Source organism: Streptomyces sp. NPDC046805, from assembly GCF_040645355.1.
In the GTDB taxonomy this organism is placed as follows: Bacteria; Actinomycetota; Actinomycetes; order Streptomycetales; family Streptomycetaceae; genus Streptomyces.
The window spans coordinates 505,942-519,385 of the sequence record NZ_JBEYYC010000001.1; the positions used below are offsets into that span (position 1 = coordinate 505,942).

The following is a 13,444-nucleotide window of genomic DNA, read 5'->3' on the forward strand; positions in this document are numbered from 1 at the left end:
CTCACTGGTGGGAGCGGGTGTCGATCTGCTTCATCTTCGAGATGAAGGCGTTGACGTTCGTGTCGCGGACGAACTGCGCGAGCGCCTGCTCGTACTTGACCTGGATCTCTCCGCCGATCCAGTCGTCCAGGTCGTAACCGGCTTGCTGGGTCGGCTTCTTGGGCCACAGGGCAGCTGCTTCGCGGTCATTGACGTCGGGATACGCACTGGCCGGGACCTTGGCGTTCGGCGCGACGTAGCCACCGATCTTCGCCCAGATCTCCTGGGCCTGAGGCGATGCGAGGTAGTCCAGCAGCGCACGTGTGGCCGCCGGGTTCTTGGACGCCTTCGCGCCCATGAACAGGTCACCGCTCACGAACTGTGGCGCAGGCGTGCTGCCGTAGGCGGGCATCTCGAAGAAGGAGAGATCCTTGCCCGGTACCAGCTTCGTGCCGCACTCCTGGCGGTCGACCAGGTTGATGAAGGCGCCCTGGTTCTCGAAGAGGTACTTGCCGGCGACCCGCCCGCAGGTGGCGTCCGTGAAACTGCTTGACAACGATGTCGGCGGAAAATACGAGTGGATCATCTTCGCGAAGACCTGGAAGGACTTCACGATCCGCGGATCGTCCCAGCCGATCTTGCCGCGCGCCAGGTCGTTGAACGCCTTCGCCCCTGCCACCCGCAGCAGGATCGGGTCGGTCCACTGGGTGAGCGGCCACTGGTCCTTGCCGCCCACCGCGAACGGGGCGACACCCTTGGCCTTGGCCGCATTCAGCACCGAGGTGAACTGCGCCCAAGTGTGTGGCACCGGCTGGCCGAGCTTGGTCAGCTGCTTGGGGTTGTACCAGATCAGCGCGTTGACGTTGCCCTTGAAGAGCACGGCATCGGTGTGCCCGTCCGAACCCTGGGCCATGTCCCGCACCGACCGGGTGTACTCGCCGTCGGCGACCCATTTGTCCCAGGATGAGTCGAGATTCACCAGAAGTCCCTGCTGGGAGAACGTCCTCACCAGTCCGGGCAACGCCACCGACACGTCCGGCGGGGACCCCTGGGCGAACTGCTGCGTCAGCAGAGACTGCCCCTGCTCGAACGGAACTGTCTGGATCTGCACCTTGACCGACGGGTGCTTGGCCTCAAAGCCCTTGATGACCTGCTTGAAGGCATCACCTTCACTACCGGTCCAGTTGCTCAGCACCCGCAGGTTGCCCTCGACCTTGCCACTACTGTTCGGCGTACTGCCGCCCGATCCGGCGCATGCCGTCACTGCGCTCAGGAGCAGCACCGCCGCCACTCCCGTCGTGACTCGTACATGCCTGCGGGTCATGAGTCTCACGATCTTGCCTCCCGGTCCGGGTGATCAGCGGGTGCCACCCTGCATTCATTTGTCATTGCCCAATGACTAATGCGTGCGGAGAGTTTGAAGCGGCGTCTTGATGCCTGTCAAGGCCTGTCTCGCGCCGACCGGGATACGTTGTGAAGTGCTGTTGATGCGCCGATTTGCAGGGTTGGTCGCTGATGATCAACGGCTCCTGCGCGCTGCGTCTGACACCCGATATGGCAGCGGTCAGCCTGGGTGGGTCCGCTGCGGGACCCCTGAACCGCGTCGACCTCGCCCGTGCGACGACGCTCCCCGCCGATGAGAGAAGGCGCATGGTAGCGTCTGTATACAAGCTGTATGCGAGGTCTGGGGGTTGCCGTGGCGTCCGGTCGGGAGAAGGCGTACGCGTATCTCAAGGACACCGTGCTGACGGATCCCGAGATGCAGGGGGCCTTCCTGTCGGAGCAAGAGCTCGCCGACCGCATCGGCGTCTCCCGGACGCCCATCCGGGAGGCACTCCTGCAACTCGCGGCCGAGGACCTGGTCGAGCTCGTCCCCAAGCGGGGTGCCCGGGTGGCACCTCTGACCGGACGGGAGATCCGCGAGCTCATGGAACTGCGGGGCATCGTCGAGCGGTACGCCGCCCAGGAGCTCGTCTCCGGCGGTCGAGCGCCGGTGGCGGAGCTGCGGTCCCTGCTGGAACGGCAACGCCGGCTCACCGGTGCCGATCAGGCTCGGGAGTTCATCACGGTCGACCACCAGTTTCACTCGGCACTGGTGTCCGCCGTCGGCAACACCCTTCTGGACCGGCACTACGACGGTCTGCGCAGCCGTCAGGTGCGTGCCGGCGTGGTGGCCCTCTTCAACCAGCAGGGACGTGAGGAAGCCGTGCTCCAGGAACACGAGGCCATCCTGGACGCACTGGCCGCCGGTGACGCACAGGCCGCCTGTGCCGCCATCGACCACCATCTGGAGTCGACACTCGACGTGCTGCTCGCGGGCTAGCTGGGCTGCTCGGACACGTTGGTGACGCGACTGGCCGGGGTGTGACCGCTGATTGCGGTGGCGCGTGAAGGCCTTCTGGGTTCGGCGGCAGATGTCGTGATCCCCACCGAAACCAGAAGGCGCTCACCTGTCCAGGGCCCTTGTGCTGCCCCAATGCGCCCGACAGCACAGCTAGGGCGCTGCCGGGCCCGGCTCGGGGTAGGTGATCACCAGCATGGTGACGCCGTCCGGCGAGGTCCAGGGGCCGTGCGGCATCCCCGGTGGGCGGCAGGCGTACATGCCCGCGGTGAAGGTCTGGTCGAGCGTCAGGTCGTGCAGCGCTCCCGCCACGAGGTAGACCTCCTCCCAGAAGTCGTGGCGGGCCGCGCCCTGGTCCGAGGTGTCCGTGCCCGGGGCCCAGCGGACGAGCGCCGTACGGCATCCGCGCTCGGCGTCGTCGGCCAGGACGCGCTCCTCGATGCCGGGGCCGGCGCCGACCGGGGTGCTCCACGGTCCGTCGGGGAGGTGGAACTCCAGCTCGGGCTTGCTCATCGCCACAGCTCCGGACGCCGATTGGCCAGGACCGACGTCTTCTGCCGGACCGTGGCGACCTCGTCGATGTCCAAGTCGGCCACGAGCAGCCCGGGTTCGGCGCCCAGAGCGTGGCGTACGGTTCCGTCGGGTCCTACGACGCGGCTGTGCCCGATGCCCGTCGGCGCGGAGCCCGGCTCGGTGTCGGGCTCGGCCTGGTCGACGGCGGCGAGCCACACCGTGGCGTCCAGGGCACGGGCCCGCACCAGCAGCTCCCACTGGTCGAGCTTGCCGGGCCCTGCACCCCAGGACGCGGCCAGCAGTGTGGCGGCGGCTCCGGCGTCGGCGTGGGCCCGGAACAGCTCGGGGAATCGGACGTCGTAGCAGGTGGCCAGGCCTAGTCGTACGCCGTCCACGTCGATCACCGTCGTGCCGGAGCCCGCGGCGACGGTGTCGGACTCGCGGTAGCCGAAGGCGTCGTAGAGGTGGATCTTGTCGTACGCCGCCTCGACCCCGTCCCCGGTGGCCAGCAGGGTGTTGGCCACCCTGCCTCCAGGTGCTGGGGTGAACATGCCGGCCACGACGACCGTGCCGGTCGCCCGGGCGATCTGCCGTACCCCGTCGGCCCATGGGCCGTCCAAGGGCTCGGCGAGCGGGGCCAACGGGGTGCCGAAGCAGGCCATCGACGCCTCCGGGAAGCCGACGACGCGGGCTCCGGCGTCCGACGCGCGTCGGGTCCACTCCTCGACGAGCCGGAGGTTCTTGCCGGGGTCGGGGCCGGTGGTGAGCTGGCTCAGGGCGATCCGCACGGTGCGGTTCCTCCTTCGAAGGGCGGGGGATCGGGGAGATGCGGGGGTCAGCCGGCCCGGGAGGCGGCCGCCGCGGCCGGGGCTTTCGACGTGGCGAGGTGGTCGTCCTCGTCGACGGCGGCCTCGGGGTCGCGCCCGAGGCAGACCCCGGCGAGGGAGACGGCCGAGGCGATGGCGATGTACGCGGCGAGCGGTACCCAGGTGCCGTAGGCGCTCAGCAGGGTGGTGAACAGCAGCGGGGCGACGGCGCCGCCGATGATCCCGGCCAGGGTGTAGGCGAGGGAGGAACCGGTGTAGCGCAGCCGGGGCGAGAACTGCTCGGCGATGAAGGCGGCCTGAGGACCGTACAGACAGCAGTGGATCACGAGGCCCACGACGACACCGGTGGCGAGCGGCAGCCAGGTGCCGCCGCCGATCATCGGGAAGAACGCGAAGGGCCACACACCGGCGGCCACGGCGGCGCAGCCGTACAGCAGGCGGCGGTTGACCCGGTCGGAGAGGGCGCCGGCCAGGGGCATGAGGAAGACCTGGAGCGAGGAGCCGATGAGGACGGCCGCGAGGGCGGAGCCGCGCGACATGCCGAGTTCCTGGGTGGCGTACGTCAGGACGAAGACGGTGAACATGGCGTACAGCACGTCGGGGCCGACGCGGCACAGGATCGCGGCGAGCAGGGCGCGGGGCTGGGTGGTGAAGACCTCGCGGATCGGCGCCTCGGGCCGGGTGTGTTCGGCCTCCATCGCCTTGAACACCGGGGTCTCCTCGAGCTTCGCCCGGATCCACAGCCCGAACGCGACGAGCACGCCGGAGAGCAGGAAGGCCACGCGCCAGCCCCACGACTCGAACTGAGCCTCGGTCAGAAGCGCGCCGAGGGCGGCCAGGACGGCGTTGGCGAGCAGATTGCCGGCGGGCGGGCCGACCTGCGCGGCGGAGGCATAGAAGCCGCGCCGGCGAGGGTCCCCGAACTCACTGGACAGCAGCACGGCGCCGCCCCACTCGCCACCGACGCCGACGCCCTGGGCGAAGCGCAGCACGACCAGGGCGATCGGAGCGGCCACGCCGGCCGTCGAGTACGCCGGCAGCACGCCGATCAGGAAGGTGGCGGTGCCGATGAGGACCAGCGTGGCGATCAGCACCTTCTTGCGGCCGATCACATCGCCGAGGCGGCCGAACACGAACCCGCCCAGCGGGCGCGACACATAGCCGACCGCGTAGGTGGAGAACGCGAGGAGGGTGCCGGTGAGCGGATCCTCCGACGGGAAGAACAGATCACCGAAGACCAGCGCGGCCGCCGCGGAGTAGACGGCGAAGTCGTACCACTCCAGGGACGTTCCGGCCAGGCTCGCGGCGAAGGCCCGACGGACGCCGGCGTGCCTGTCGGGCGCCTTCGTGCCGTCGCTCGGGGTGTCGTGCATGGTTCCCATCCTTGCTCGGGGGACATCGACCTTCCGGCATACTTCTTGTATACAGGTGGTATGCGCAAGCCCTGCGCGAGAACTTGACCGTGGAGAAACCTGCCCCGCGGTCCGTCCCCCGATCTCTGGGAGCCCCCATGGCCGTGCTGACCTTTGAACTGCCCGACGGATCGACGCGCGAGGTCGACGTCGTCCAGGTCCTCAACGCCGGGTACGCCGGACGCAGCCAGGAGGATGTCGCCGCGCACGTCGCGGAACTCGCCGAACTGGGCGTACCGGGCCCCTCCGTGACGCCGGCCCTCTACCCCGTCTCCCCCTACCTCGCCCAGCAGACCGACCGGGTGCAGGTGCAGCACGGGCGCACCTCCGGCGAGGCGGAGTGGGCGCTCGTCGTGGCGGACGGCGGGGAACTGCTGCTGACGGCCGCCTGCGACCACACCGACCGCAACCTTGAGGTGCACGGCGTGGCCTGGAGCAAGAACGCCGGCCCCGACGTCCTCGCCCGCCGCGCCTGGCGCCTGGCCGACGTGGAGTCCCGTGTCGACGAGCTCACCCTGCGCGCCTGGGTCACCCACGGCGGCACGCGCACCGAGATCCAGGGCGGCACCCTCGCCGAACTCCTCGCCCCCGCCTACTGGGTCGACACCCTGCGCTCCCTTGGCGCGCTCACGCCCGGCACCGTCCTGATCTCCGGCACCATCCCCATGGCCCCTGGCGTCGACCAGTTCGCCGACGGCTGGAGCGTGGAACTGGGCGACCCCGCCACGGGCGATGTCATCCGCCTCGACTACGAGGTCGAGCCCATGCTGGCGCCCATCGGCTGACGCTGCTTCACCACAAGGTGTTCACCCGGCTCTTCGCGCGCGGCGGTGCCGGACCGATGCGGGCGGAGCCCTGGGTGCCACTCCTGTCAGTCCGCGAGCAGTCGTGACCGACTGCCGGCATCTGCTCCCTGGGCATGAGGCAGTCGACCGGCCGCCGCACCGTGCGTACCGCGGTCTCGGCGAGGTGGGCCGGATGAGCGGTGCGCCCGGCCGGAACCGGGGGGTACCCGGGGGTCGGCCGGGGCCGGACGCGCGCGGTCGGTGGTTGTTCAGAGGCCGTTGTCGGTCACCACGATTCCGTCCTGGACGACGTAGCCGATGTTCTCGGGGGTCGCGAGGAAGCCGATGTCGGTCAGCGGGTCCCCGCGCAGCACCACCAGGTCCGCCCGGGCCTCGGGCCGCAGGACGCCGATCTCGCCCTCCAGGCGGAGCAGTTCGGCTGCCGTGGTGGTGGCCGAGCGGATCACCTCGAGCGGCTTCTGCACCTCACAGCGGATCCGGAACTCCTCGTTCTGGTGACGGTGCATGCCGCCCAGCAGGTCGCTGCCGTAGACGGTCCGGACCCCGCCGCGAACTGCCCGTTCCAGTGCGGCCAGACCCGCGTCCAGTACCTCGTCGACCTTCCGGTGGTTGGAGGCGGAGAGCCCGTGCTGCGGGCCCTCCTGCTTCAGGGCCCAGTAGGTGACCAGGGTCGGCACGAGGAAGGCGTCGTGCTCGACGAGCAGCCGTACGCTCTCGTCGTCCAGGAGGTTGCCGTGCTCGATGGAACGGATGCCGGCCTGCAAGGCCCGGTTGACCGCGCGGGCGGTGTAGGCGTGGGCGGCGACGTAGCGGTTGGCGGCCTCGGCTTCCTCCACCACGGCGCGCAGTTCGTCCATCGAGTACTGGGTGGAGTCGATACGGTCGGTGGGTGAGGCGACGCCGCCGGATGCCATCACCTTCAGGTGGTGGGCACCCTTGCGCAGCTCGTCGCGGGCCGCGGTGCGCACGGCGTCGACCCCGTCGGCGATCCGGCTCAGTCCTGCGCAGCACGGGTGGTCGTCGCGGACGCGGGTGCCGCGGCTGCGGGCGTCGCCGTGGCCGCCGGTCTGGCTGAGGGCCCGGCCGCAGAAGAGCAGGCGGGGGCCGCGCAGCAGCCCTTCGGCCTGGGCGTCGCACAGGCCGAAGTCCGCGCCGGCGGCGTCGCGGACGGTGGTGAAGCCCCGGTCCAGCATCCCGCTCATGATGCGGGCGCTGTGCGCGGCAACGTAGTTGGGTGAGGCGGAGGGGATGGAGTCCAGGTCTGCGGTGGCTGCCGTGACGTGCACGTGGGCGTCGATCAGACCGGGGAGCACGGGGGCGCCGGCCACGTCCAGGACTCGCACATCGTCGGGGACGGGCAGGGCGGTGCCGATCTCGGCGATCCGGCCCTCGACGCACCGAAGGTCGGCCTCCAGGTAGTCGCCGGTGTTGACGTCCAGCAGCAGGGCGTTGCGTAGCAGCAGTGACACGGACTTCTCCTCAGACGGCCGTGGCCGGTCGGTCGGTGCGGTCGATGCAGGCGTGCAGTGCGGGTACGGCGCGGTGCGCGAGCGCGCACACTCGCTGAACGGCTGCCTGGTCGTAGTGCCCTTCGGCGTCCAGGACGCTGAGGACGCCAAGGGTGCGGCCGCCGTCGACCACGGGCGCGTTGACCACCGCTCCGCAGCCCAGGGCCTCGATGGTCCGGTGGTCGGCGAAGACTTCCCGTACGCATGCCCGATCGGCGCCGAGGTAGGGCAGTTGCCGCTCGATGCACCGCTCCAGCCATCCGGCGGCGACCTCGACCGACTTCTCGCCACCCACCGGGTACTGGTCGGGGTGGCTGCTGTGGGCGCGGTGCAGCACACGCCGGGCGGGCAGCCAGGCCAGGACGGTGAACAGCCGGACGCCCACCGACGAGCGGATCTCGTGCTCCAACTGCTCCAACTGCTCCAGCGCGGACAGTTGCTCGGTGCGGCTCATCGGACGGCGTCCTTCTTGTCCGGGCCGCGCCGCGACGCCGCCGCGGCCGGTGAGGGCTCGGAGACGTCCTCCAGGGAGCGCCCGGCTGTGGACAGGCCGAACAAGAGGGTGCACACGACCCCGATCGCGAGCACGGCGGTGGTCAGTCCGAAGACGCCGCCGAAGCCGAGTCCCGCGGCGGACAGGCCGATGATCAACGGGGCCAGGATGCTGCCGACCCGGCCGAAGGCGCTGGACAGGCCGGTGCCGCTGGCTCTGATCCAGGTGGGAAAGACCTCGGGGGTGTAGGAGTAGACGCCGGCGTAGGTGCCGTTGAGGAAGAACGAGAGCACCGCGCCCGCCACCGTGATCGGGACGGGAGTGGACGTCTGGCTGAGCCAGAAGGCGCTGACGGCCGAGCCGGTGAGGTAGAGAGCGATGACGTTCTTGCGGTCCAGGCGCTCGGACAGCCAGGCTGCGGAGAAGTACCCGGGGATCTGGGCCAGGTAGATGATGATCGAGAACTCGAAGCTCTTGGTCACCGTGATGCCGCGCTCCACCAGGAGGGTGGGGATCCAGGAGAAGAAGCCGTAGTACGAGAATGTGATCACGAACCAGATCAGCCAGGTGACCGCGGTGCGGCGGGCCATGGTTCCGCTCCACAGGTATCTCAGCGCGGACAGAAGGCCGAGCGTGGGCGGCGCCGGGGTGAGCGCCGTGGAGGCGGCCTCGGGCGGGACGGGCGGCAGCGGTCGGCCGGTGGCCTCTTCGGCACGGCGCTCCAGGTCGGCGACGACGCGTTCGGCTCCGGCCGTGTCGCCTCGGGAGAGCAGGTAGCGGGGCGACTCCGGCAGTGAGCGCCGCCACCACAGCAGCATCAGCACCGGCAGCGCAGTGATCACCTGGGCGATCCGCCAGCCCTGCGGCAGCGTCGGCACCACAAAACGGCCGATGAGCGCTGCGGCGACGAACCCGAAGGAGAAGAAGCCGGCCAACGCGCCCACGAACCAGCCGCGGCGCGCGGCGGGGACGAACTCGGACAGGAAGGGGGCGATGATGGCGCTCTCCGCCCCGGCCCCGGCTCCGGCGAGGATCCGGGCAGCCAGGAAGACTTCGTAGGTCGGCGCGGCGGAGGCCACGACGGAGAAGAAGGCGTAGAAGGCCAGAGCCCACATCATGACCTTGCGCCGACCGATGCGGTCACCGAGCAGTCCCGCCGTCGCGGCTCCGAACAGGAAGCCGAACGGCGAGGCGGAGCCGATGAGCCCCAGTGCGCCGTTGTCGAGATGCCAGACCTGCTGAGCGCTGGGCATCAGGAAGGCCACGACGGCCGCGTCCATGCCGTCGAAGGTGTAGCCCAGGCCGCCGAGCAGCAGCAGGGCGTAGTGGGGTCTGCTCAGGGGCAGCCTGTCGAGACGTGCCAGCAGCGTCATGCCGCGCCTCCGGGGTGTCCAAGTTTCGCGGCAACGTAGTATGCAGATCAGCAATTACGCAATAGATGTTGCATGTTGGTGGGCAGGTAGCGTGTCCCCGGACATAGGGGAGGCCACGTGACGCAGAACGGATCCGTGACAGACACTCAGGACGGATTCGAGGACTGGCTGCGGGCACACCTGCCTGAGCGAGGACTGCGCTCCAAGGGATCGGCCGTCCTGGACGTCCTGCTCACCCAGCCGCGCCGCGCCTCCTTCGCCTCCAGTGCCGAACTGGCGGCGCTGGCCGGCGTCAACACCGCCACCGTCACCCGCACCGCCCAGGCGCTGGGTTTCGCAGGCTGGCCGGCACTCCAGCAGGAGTTGCGCGCCCGCTATCTGTCCGCGCTCAGCGCGCCGGAGGTCGCCGCCGAACACCACACGTCCGCCGCACCCGCGGCCGCCTCCCTGCGCCGGGACCTGGACAGCCTGGCCCTCCTCGCACGCCGTCTCGACAGATCGGCGGTCCGCAAGGTCGCCGAAGCCGTCGCCCGGGCCCGACACACGGTGGTAGTGGCCGATGGCAGCTACGCCGCAGTGGGGATCGCCTTCGCGCACAACGCCCGGCTCGCCGGCTACAACATCACCGCCGTCACCAGTGGCGACGCCCAACTCGCCAACGTCATAGCGGCATTGACGAGCCAGGACACACTGATCGCCATCAGCTTCTGGCGGCTGTACGAGAGTACGGTCCTGGCCGCGGGAGAGGCGCACGCCCGTGGAGCGAAGGTGTTCGCGCTGACCGACGCGGCCAGCCCTGCCCTCACCGACGCCGCGAACGACGTCCTCATCGTCCCCGCGGAGGGTGTCGCGTTCTTTCCCTCCCTCACCGCCGGAATGGCAGCGGTGCAGGCCATCGTCGCCGAACTGGCCACCCTCGACCCCGAGCGGACCAAGCGGGCGATCGAGGCCGCCGAAGCCCAGTGGGACCGCTTCGGCCTGCTGCACCGCCGACCGCAACCCCGCTGACGTCCGGCAGGACCATCCCGGTCCGAGTGGCAGCCGCACCCGAAAGCGTCCAGCAGAGCTCTCCCGCTTCAGGCGATCCCGCGGGGGCCGGACTCCACCCTTGACCGTGTACGTGCCGGGGTTAGCATCGCCCGGTGGGTTCACTGATTCGGGGAGCCAGCCTGCGCGGGTTCGCGCGCCTCGTAGAGGAACTAGGCGGCGACCCCGGGGAGTTCATGGGGCGGTTCGCGATCCCTCCGGAGGTGCTCACCTCCGAGGAGGGGCTCATCCCGATCACCAGTCACGACCTGATGCTCGACGCGGTTGCCCGTGATCTTCGATGCCCTGATTTCGGCCTGCGTCTGGCCTGCCGCCAGGATCTCAGCATCCTCGGCCGGCTGGCGCTGGCCATCCAGGCCTCGTCGACGGTGGCGCAGGCACTGCAGTGCGCGTCGCGGTTCATGTTCGTGCACAGCCCGGCGCTGAGCGTCGGTGTGGAACCGGATCCGCGGGGGTGCCGTGAGGTGGTGGCGCTGACCTATCGGAAGGATCTGCGCGAGTCGCCGTACTCCCCGCAGGCCATGGAGCTCGGGGTCGGCCTCTTTCATCAGGTGGCGGTGGCACTGGTCGGCAGCGTGGCCGGTCTTCGGTCGGTGGAGCTGCCGCACCAGCCCCTGTCGCCGGTGTCGCGGTACACCGAGTTCTTCGGCGTGGATGTGAAGTTCGGCTGCCCGACCGCTGCGCTGCGCGTGGAACGGCGGCTGCTCGACGAGGAGTTCCGCAGCGCGGACGCGGCGATCCGCCGGTTCGCCGTCGACTATCTGGCCAGTCACCACACCGATCCGGAGCGTCTGGTCTCCACGCACGTACGGCGGGCCCTGGCCGGGAGTATCGGCACCACCCCCGCGGCGATCGGTCATGTCGCGCGGCTCCTCGCGATGCATCCCCGCACGCTGCAACGGCGGCTCGCCGCGGAGTCGATCAGCTTCGTCGAGATCCTCGAGGACGTACGACGGGATCTCGCGCTGCGCTACATCACCGCCACCGACCTGCCTCTCGGGCAGGTGGCCGCGATGGTGGGTTTCGCCGACCAGTCCGGCCTCAGCCACGCCGTACGACGGTGGCGGGGCGCCAGTCCGAGCGAGGTTCGACGCCGGGTGCGTGGCACGTCCTGAGATTGTCGCACCGGAACAAATCCCGCCTGGCTCGGGAGGGCATTCTGCTGGCCCGACGACGAGAGTGGGGAGTTGCCCATGGCGACAGCCGGAACGGGCCACCTGACCGGGATCGGTGCGCGACCGATCCCCGAGTTCGACGGTGTCCACGACGTGTGGCCGCGCGGCGAGCGGCTGCGGGCGGTCCGCGAGGCCGCCGCGACGTACAAGGAGCGCTTCAAGGCCCAGGGCGAGGTGTGCGCGGTGAAGTCGGTCGACATCGCCGCGGCGCCGTACCCGGTGAAGTACGCCTTTCACAACGCCGTTTCGGTGCCCACGCTCCCGCTGATCTCCATGATCAACCGCATGCTCGTCGTGCAGTACGACGACTTCGACGGCCGGGCACGCACGCTGGTCTTCGAGCCGACGGTGCCGGACGGTTCCGCGCAGGCACCGTTCTACCGCAACCTGCAGAAGCTGACGGACAAGGTCCCCGGCGGCAAGCTGCTCGAGCGGACGATATTGAGGTACTACGCAGAGCCGGGCGACGTCCTGCGTCGGCTGGGGCTGACCCCGGACGACATCGACTTCTGCACCTTCGACCACCTGCACGTGCAGGACCCGCGGATGATCCTGGGCTCCACCGAGGTCGTCGAGGGCGAGTCGGCTCCACGGAAGCCGCTGTTCGGCGGGGCAAGGATGCTCGTGCACAGCCGCGAGCTGGCAACTCTGCAGTGCCTGCACCCGATGCAGTGGGCGTGGTACGTCGACGGCGGGCTGGACGGCGTCGACCCGGAGAAGTTCGTCACCTTCGACGGGGACATCGAGCTCGGTCCCGGCGTCGCGTTGCTGTGGACCCCCGGGCACACCGACGGCAACCACTCACTGGTGCTCAACACCCCCGACGGGGTGTGGGTGTCCTCGGAGAACGGCATCGCGCTGGACAACTGGCAGCCGGAGCTGTCCAGGATCCCGGGCGTACGGCGCTACCACGAGGTCTTCGGCCGCGAGATCTGTCCCAACGCCAACACGCTGGAGGACTCGCTGGACCAGTACGACTCGATGGTCAAGGAGAAGACCCTCGCCGACCGGTGCAAGGCGGACCCGCGCTGGCTGCAGATTCTGCCCTCGTCCGAGCTGGTCCCGTGGAAGCGGTTCTGGCCGGTGGTGCCCACCTATGTCCATGGCGGCATCGCCTACGGCGAGATCAAGGGTGGTCGGCGATGAACCGCCCGTCCGCCGGCGCGGTGGTCACCGGGGCGGGCCGCGGCCTCGGCAGGCTGATCGCTGCGGCTCTGGTCGAGCGCGGCCACCGGGTGCTGGTCACCGACGTCGACGAGGATGCGGCGCGGGCCGCCGCGGCCGAGCTCGGGCCCGACGTGTTGTGGGCCGCCGTCGACGTGCGCGACGAGGTCCAGGTCGCCGCGGCGCGGGACCGCATCGTGACAGAGGCCGGCCGCCTCGACGTGTGGGTCAACAACGCCGGCGTGCTCGTGACCGGGCCGGCCTGGGAGCAGTCGCCCGACCTGCGCCGCCTGATGCTGGAGGTCAACGCACTCGGCACCGTCAACGGCACCGTCGCCGCGATCGAGGCCATGCGGGGCACCGGCGGACACATCGTCAACGTCGTGTCGCTGGCGGGACTGACCGCGGTCCCGGGCGAGGCGGTGTACGCCGCGTCCAAGCACGCCGCGATCGGCTTCAGCCTGAGTACGCTCGCCGACCTGCGTCTGGCCGGGATCAAGGAGATCGACATCTCCTGTGTCTGCCCCGACGGCATCTGGACCCCGATGCTCCACGACAAACTCGACGACCCCGCCGCGGCGTTGTCCTTCTCCGGCAGACTGCTCATGCCCGAAGAGGTCGTCGACGCGGTGCGCAAGGTGCTGGACCGCCCACGCCCGGTCACCGCGATACCGGGCTGGCGGGGGCTGCAGGTGCGCCTGGCGGACGCCCTTCCCTCGTTCGGGCTGCGTGCCGTGCGCGTGGCGGTCGCGCAGGGCAGGCGGGTGCAGCGGAAGATGCTGGCGAAGAGCCCGCCGGCGTAGAGG

The 13,444-nt window shown here is 70.0% G+C and carries 13 protein-coding genes; 6 read left to right on the forward strand and 7 right to left on the reverse strand.

From position 1 onward, the window contains the following. Position 1: 1 nt before the first annotated feature. Positions 2–1,303 (reverse strand): extracellular solute-binding protein, encoded by a 1,302-nt coding sequence (locus tag ABZ910_RS02510; RefSeq protein ID WP_361357915.1) that lies wholly within the window; start codon positions 1,301–1,303, stop codon positions 2–4. A 372-nt stretch (positions 1,304–1,675) separates the two neighbouring features. Between ABZ910_RS02510 and ABZ910_RS02515 the strand changes: the two genes are divergently transcribed. Continuing rightward, the gene (locus ABZ910_RS02515) at positions 1,676–2,302 is read left to right on the forward strand and encodes a GntR family transcriptional regulator (protein ID WP_361358118.1); all 627 of its coding nucleotides are present in this window, start codon (positions 1,676–1,678) and stop codon (positions 2,300–2,302) included. A gap of 171 nt (positions 2,303–2,473) precedes the next feature. Here ABZ910_RS02515 and ABZ910_RS02520 read toward each other — a convergent pair whose 3' ends face one another. Genes ABZ910_RS02520 through ABZ910_RS02530 form a run of 3 tightly spaced genes read right to left on the reverse strand, consistent with a single transcriptional unit; the run spans position 2,474 to position 5,033 of the window. Beyond that, on the reverse strand, positions 2,474–2,833 hold the full coding sequence (locus tag ABZ910_RS02520; RefSeq protein ID WP_361357917.1) for a cupin domain-containing protein: 360 nt from the start codon (positions 2,831–2,833) through the stop codon (positions 2,474–2,476). Next, a complete protein-coding gene (locus tag ABZ910_RS02525; protein WP_361357919.1) occupies positions 2,830–3,621 on the reverse strand; it encodes a carbon-nitrogen hydrolase family protein in 792 nt (263 codons plus the stop codon). Before ABZ910_RS02525 ends, ABZ910_RS02520 begins: the two co-directional genes overlap by 4 nt. Before the next feature lie 47 nt (positions 3,622–3,668). Further along, complete coding sequence (locus ABZ910_RS02530) at positions 3,669–5,033, reverse strand: MFS transporter (protein WP_361357921.1); 1,365 nt, start codon at positions 5,031–5,033, stop codon at positions 3,669–3,671. 137 nt (positions 5,034–5,170) lie between these two features. Between ABZ910_RS02530 and ABZ910_RS02535 the strand changes: the two genes are divergently transcribed. Further along, the gene (locus tag ABZ910_RS02535) at positions 5,171–5,857 is read left to right on the forward strand and encodes a DUF2848 domain-containing protein (RefSeq protein WP_361357924.1); all 687 of its coding nucleotides are present in this window, start codon (positions 5,171–5,173) and stop codon (positions 5,855–5,857) included. Between the two features lie 269 nt (positions 5,858–6,126). Here ABZ910_RS02535 and ABZ910_RS02540 read toward each other — a convergent pair whose 3' ends face one another. From ABZ910_RS02540 to ABZ910_RS02550, 3 genes are read right to left on the reverse strand one after another with little or no spacing between them, the layout of a single operon-like run. Next, on the reverse strand, positions 6,127–7,347 hold the full coding sequence (locus ABZ910_RS02540) for an amidohydrolase family protein (protein ID WP_361357927.1): 1,221 nt from the start codon (positions 7,345–7,347) through the stop codon (positions 6,127–6,129). 10 nt (positions 7,348–7,357) lie between these two features. After that, positions 7,358–7,840: a GAF domain-containing protein gene (locus ABZ910_RS02545; RefSeq protein WP_361357930.1), complete on the reverse strand. Its 483-nt coding sequence runs from the start codon at positions 7,838–7,840 to the stop codon at positions 7,358–7,360. Next, on the reverse strand, positions 7,837–9,252 hold the full coding sequence (locus ABZ910_RS02550; protein ID WP_361357932.1) for an MFS transporter: 1,416 nt from the start codon (positions 9,250–9,252) through the stop codon (positions 7,837–7,839). The genes ABZ910_RS02545 and ABZ910_RS02550 overlap by 4 nt, the downstream gene beginning before the upstream one ends. 135 nt (positions 9,253–9,387) lie before the next feature. Here ABZ910_RS02550 and ABZ910_RS02555 point away from each other — a divergent pair, with 135 nt between their 5' ends. The 4 genes from ABZ910_RS02555 to ABZ910_RS02570 all read left to right on the forward strand — a co-directional run bounded on the left by ABZ910_RS02555 (position 9,388) and on the right by ABZ910_RS02570 (position 13,441). Continuing rightward, a complete protein-coding gene (locus ABZ910_RS02555; protein ID WP_361357935.1) occupies positions 9,388–10,260 on the forward strand; it encodes a MurR/RpiR family transcriptional regulator in 873 nt (290 codons plus the stop codon). A 134-nt stretch (positions 10,261–10,394) separates the two neighbouring features. Beyond that, entirely contained in the window at positions 10,395–11,414 is a 1,020-nt protein-coding gene (locus tag ABZ910_RS02560) for an AraC family transcriptional regulator (protein WP_361357938.1), read from the forward strand. A gap of 78 nt (positions 11,415–11,492) precedes the next feature. Next, positions 11,493–12,620: a hypothetical protein gene (locus ABZ910_RS02565; RefSeq protein WP_361357940.1), complete on the forward strand. Its 1,128-nt coding sequence runs from the start codon at positions 11,493–11,495 to the stop codon at positions 12,618–12,620. Continuing rightward, entirely contained in the window at positions 12,617–13,441 is an 825-nt protein-coding gene (locus ABZ910_RS02570; RefSeq protein ID WP_361357942.1) for an SDR family oxidoreductase, read from the forward strand. The genes ABZ910_RS02565 and ABZ910_RS02570 overlap by 4 nt, the downstream gene beginning before the upstream one ends. Positions 13,442–13,444: the final 3 nt, after the last annotated feature.

Excerpts from the sequence above, each read along its gene's own strand:
- ABZ910_RS02510 (WP_361357915.1), bottom strand. The coding sequence starts at position 1,303 with ATGACCCGCAGGCATGTACGAGTCACGACGGGAGTGGCGGCGGTGCTG.
- ABZ910_RS02520 (WP_361357917.1), bottom strand. The coding sequence starts at position 2,833 with ATGAGCAAGCCCGAGCTGGAGTTCCACCTCCCCGACGGACCGTGGAGC.
- ABZ910_RS02530 (WP_361357921.1), bottom strand. The coding sequence starts at position 5,033 with ATGCACGACACCCCGAGCGACGGCACGAAGGCGCCCGACAGGCACGCC.
- ABZ910_RS02535 (WP_361357924.1), top strand. The coding sequence starts at position 5,171 with ATGGCCGTGCTGACCTTTGAACTGCCCGACGGATCGACGCGCGAGGTC.
- ABZ910_RS02545 (WP_361357930.1), bottom strand. The coding sequence starts at position 7,840 with ATGAGCCGCACCGAGCAACTGTCCGCGCTGGAGCAGTTGGAGCAGTTG.
- ABZ910_RS02550 (WP_361357932.1), bottom strand. The coding sequence starts at position 9,252 with ATGACGCTGCTGGCACGTCTCGACAGGCTGCCCCTGAGCAGACCCCAC.
- ABZ910_RS02565 (WP_361357940.1), top strand. The coding sequence starts at position 11,493 with ATGGCGACAGCCGGAACGGGCCACCTGACCGGGATCGGTGCGCGACCG.
- ABZ910_RS02570 (WP_361357942.1), top strand. The coding sequence starts at position 12,617 with ATGAACCGCCCGTCCGCCGGCGCGGTGGTCACCGGGGCGGGCCGCGGC.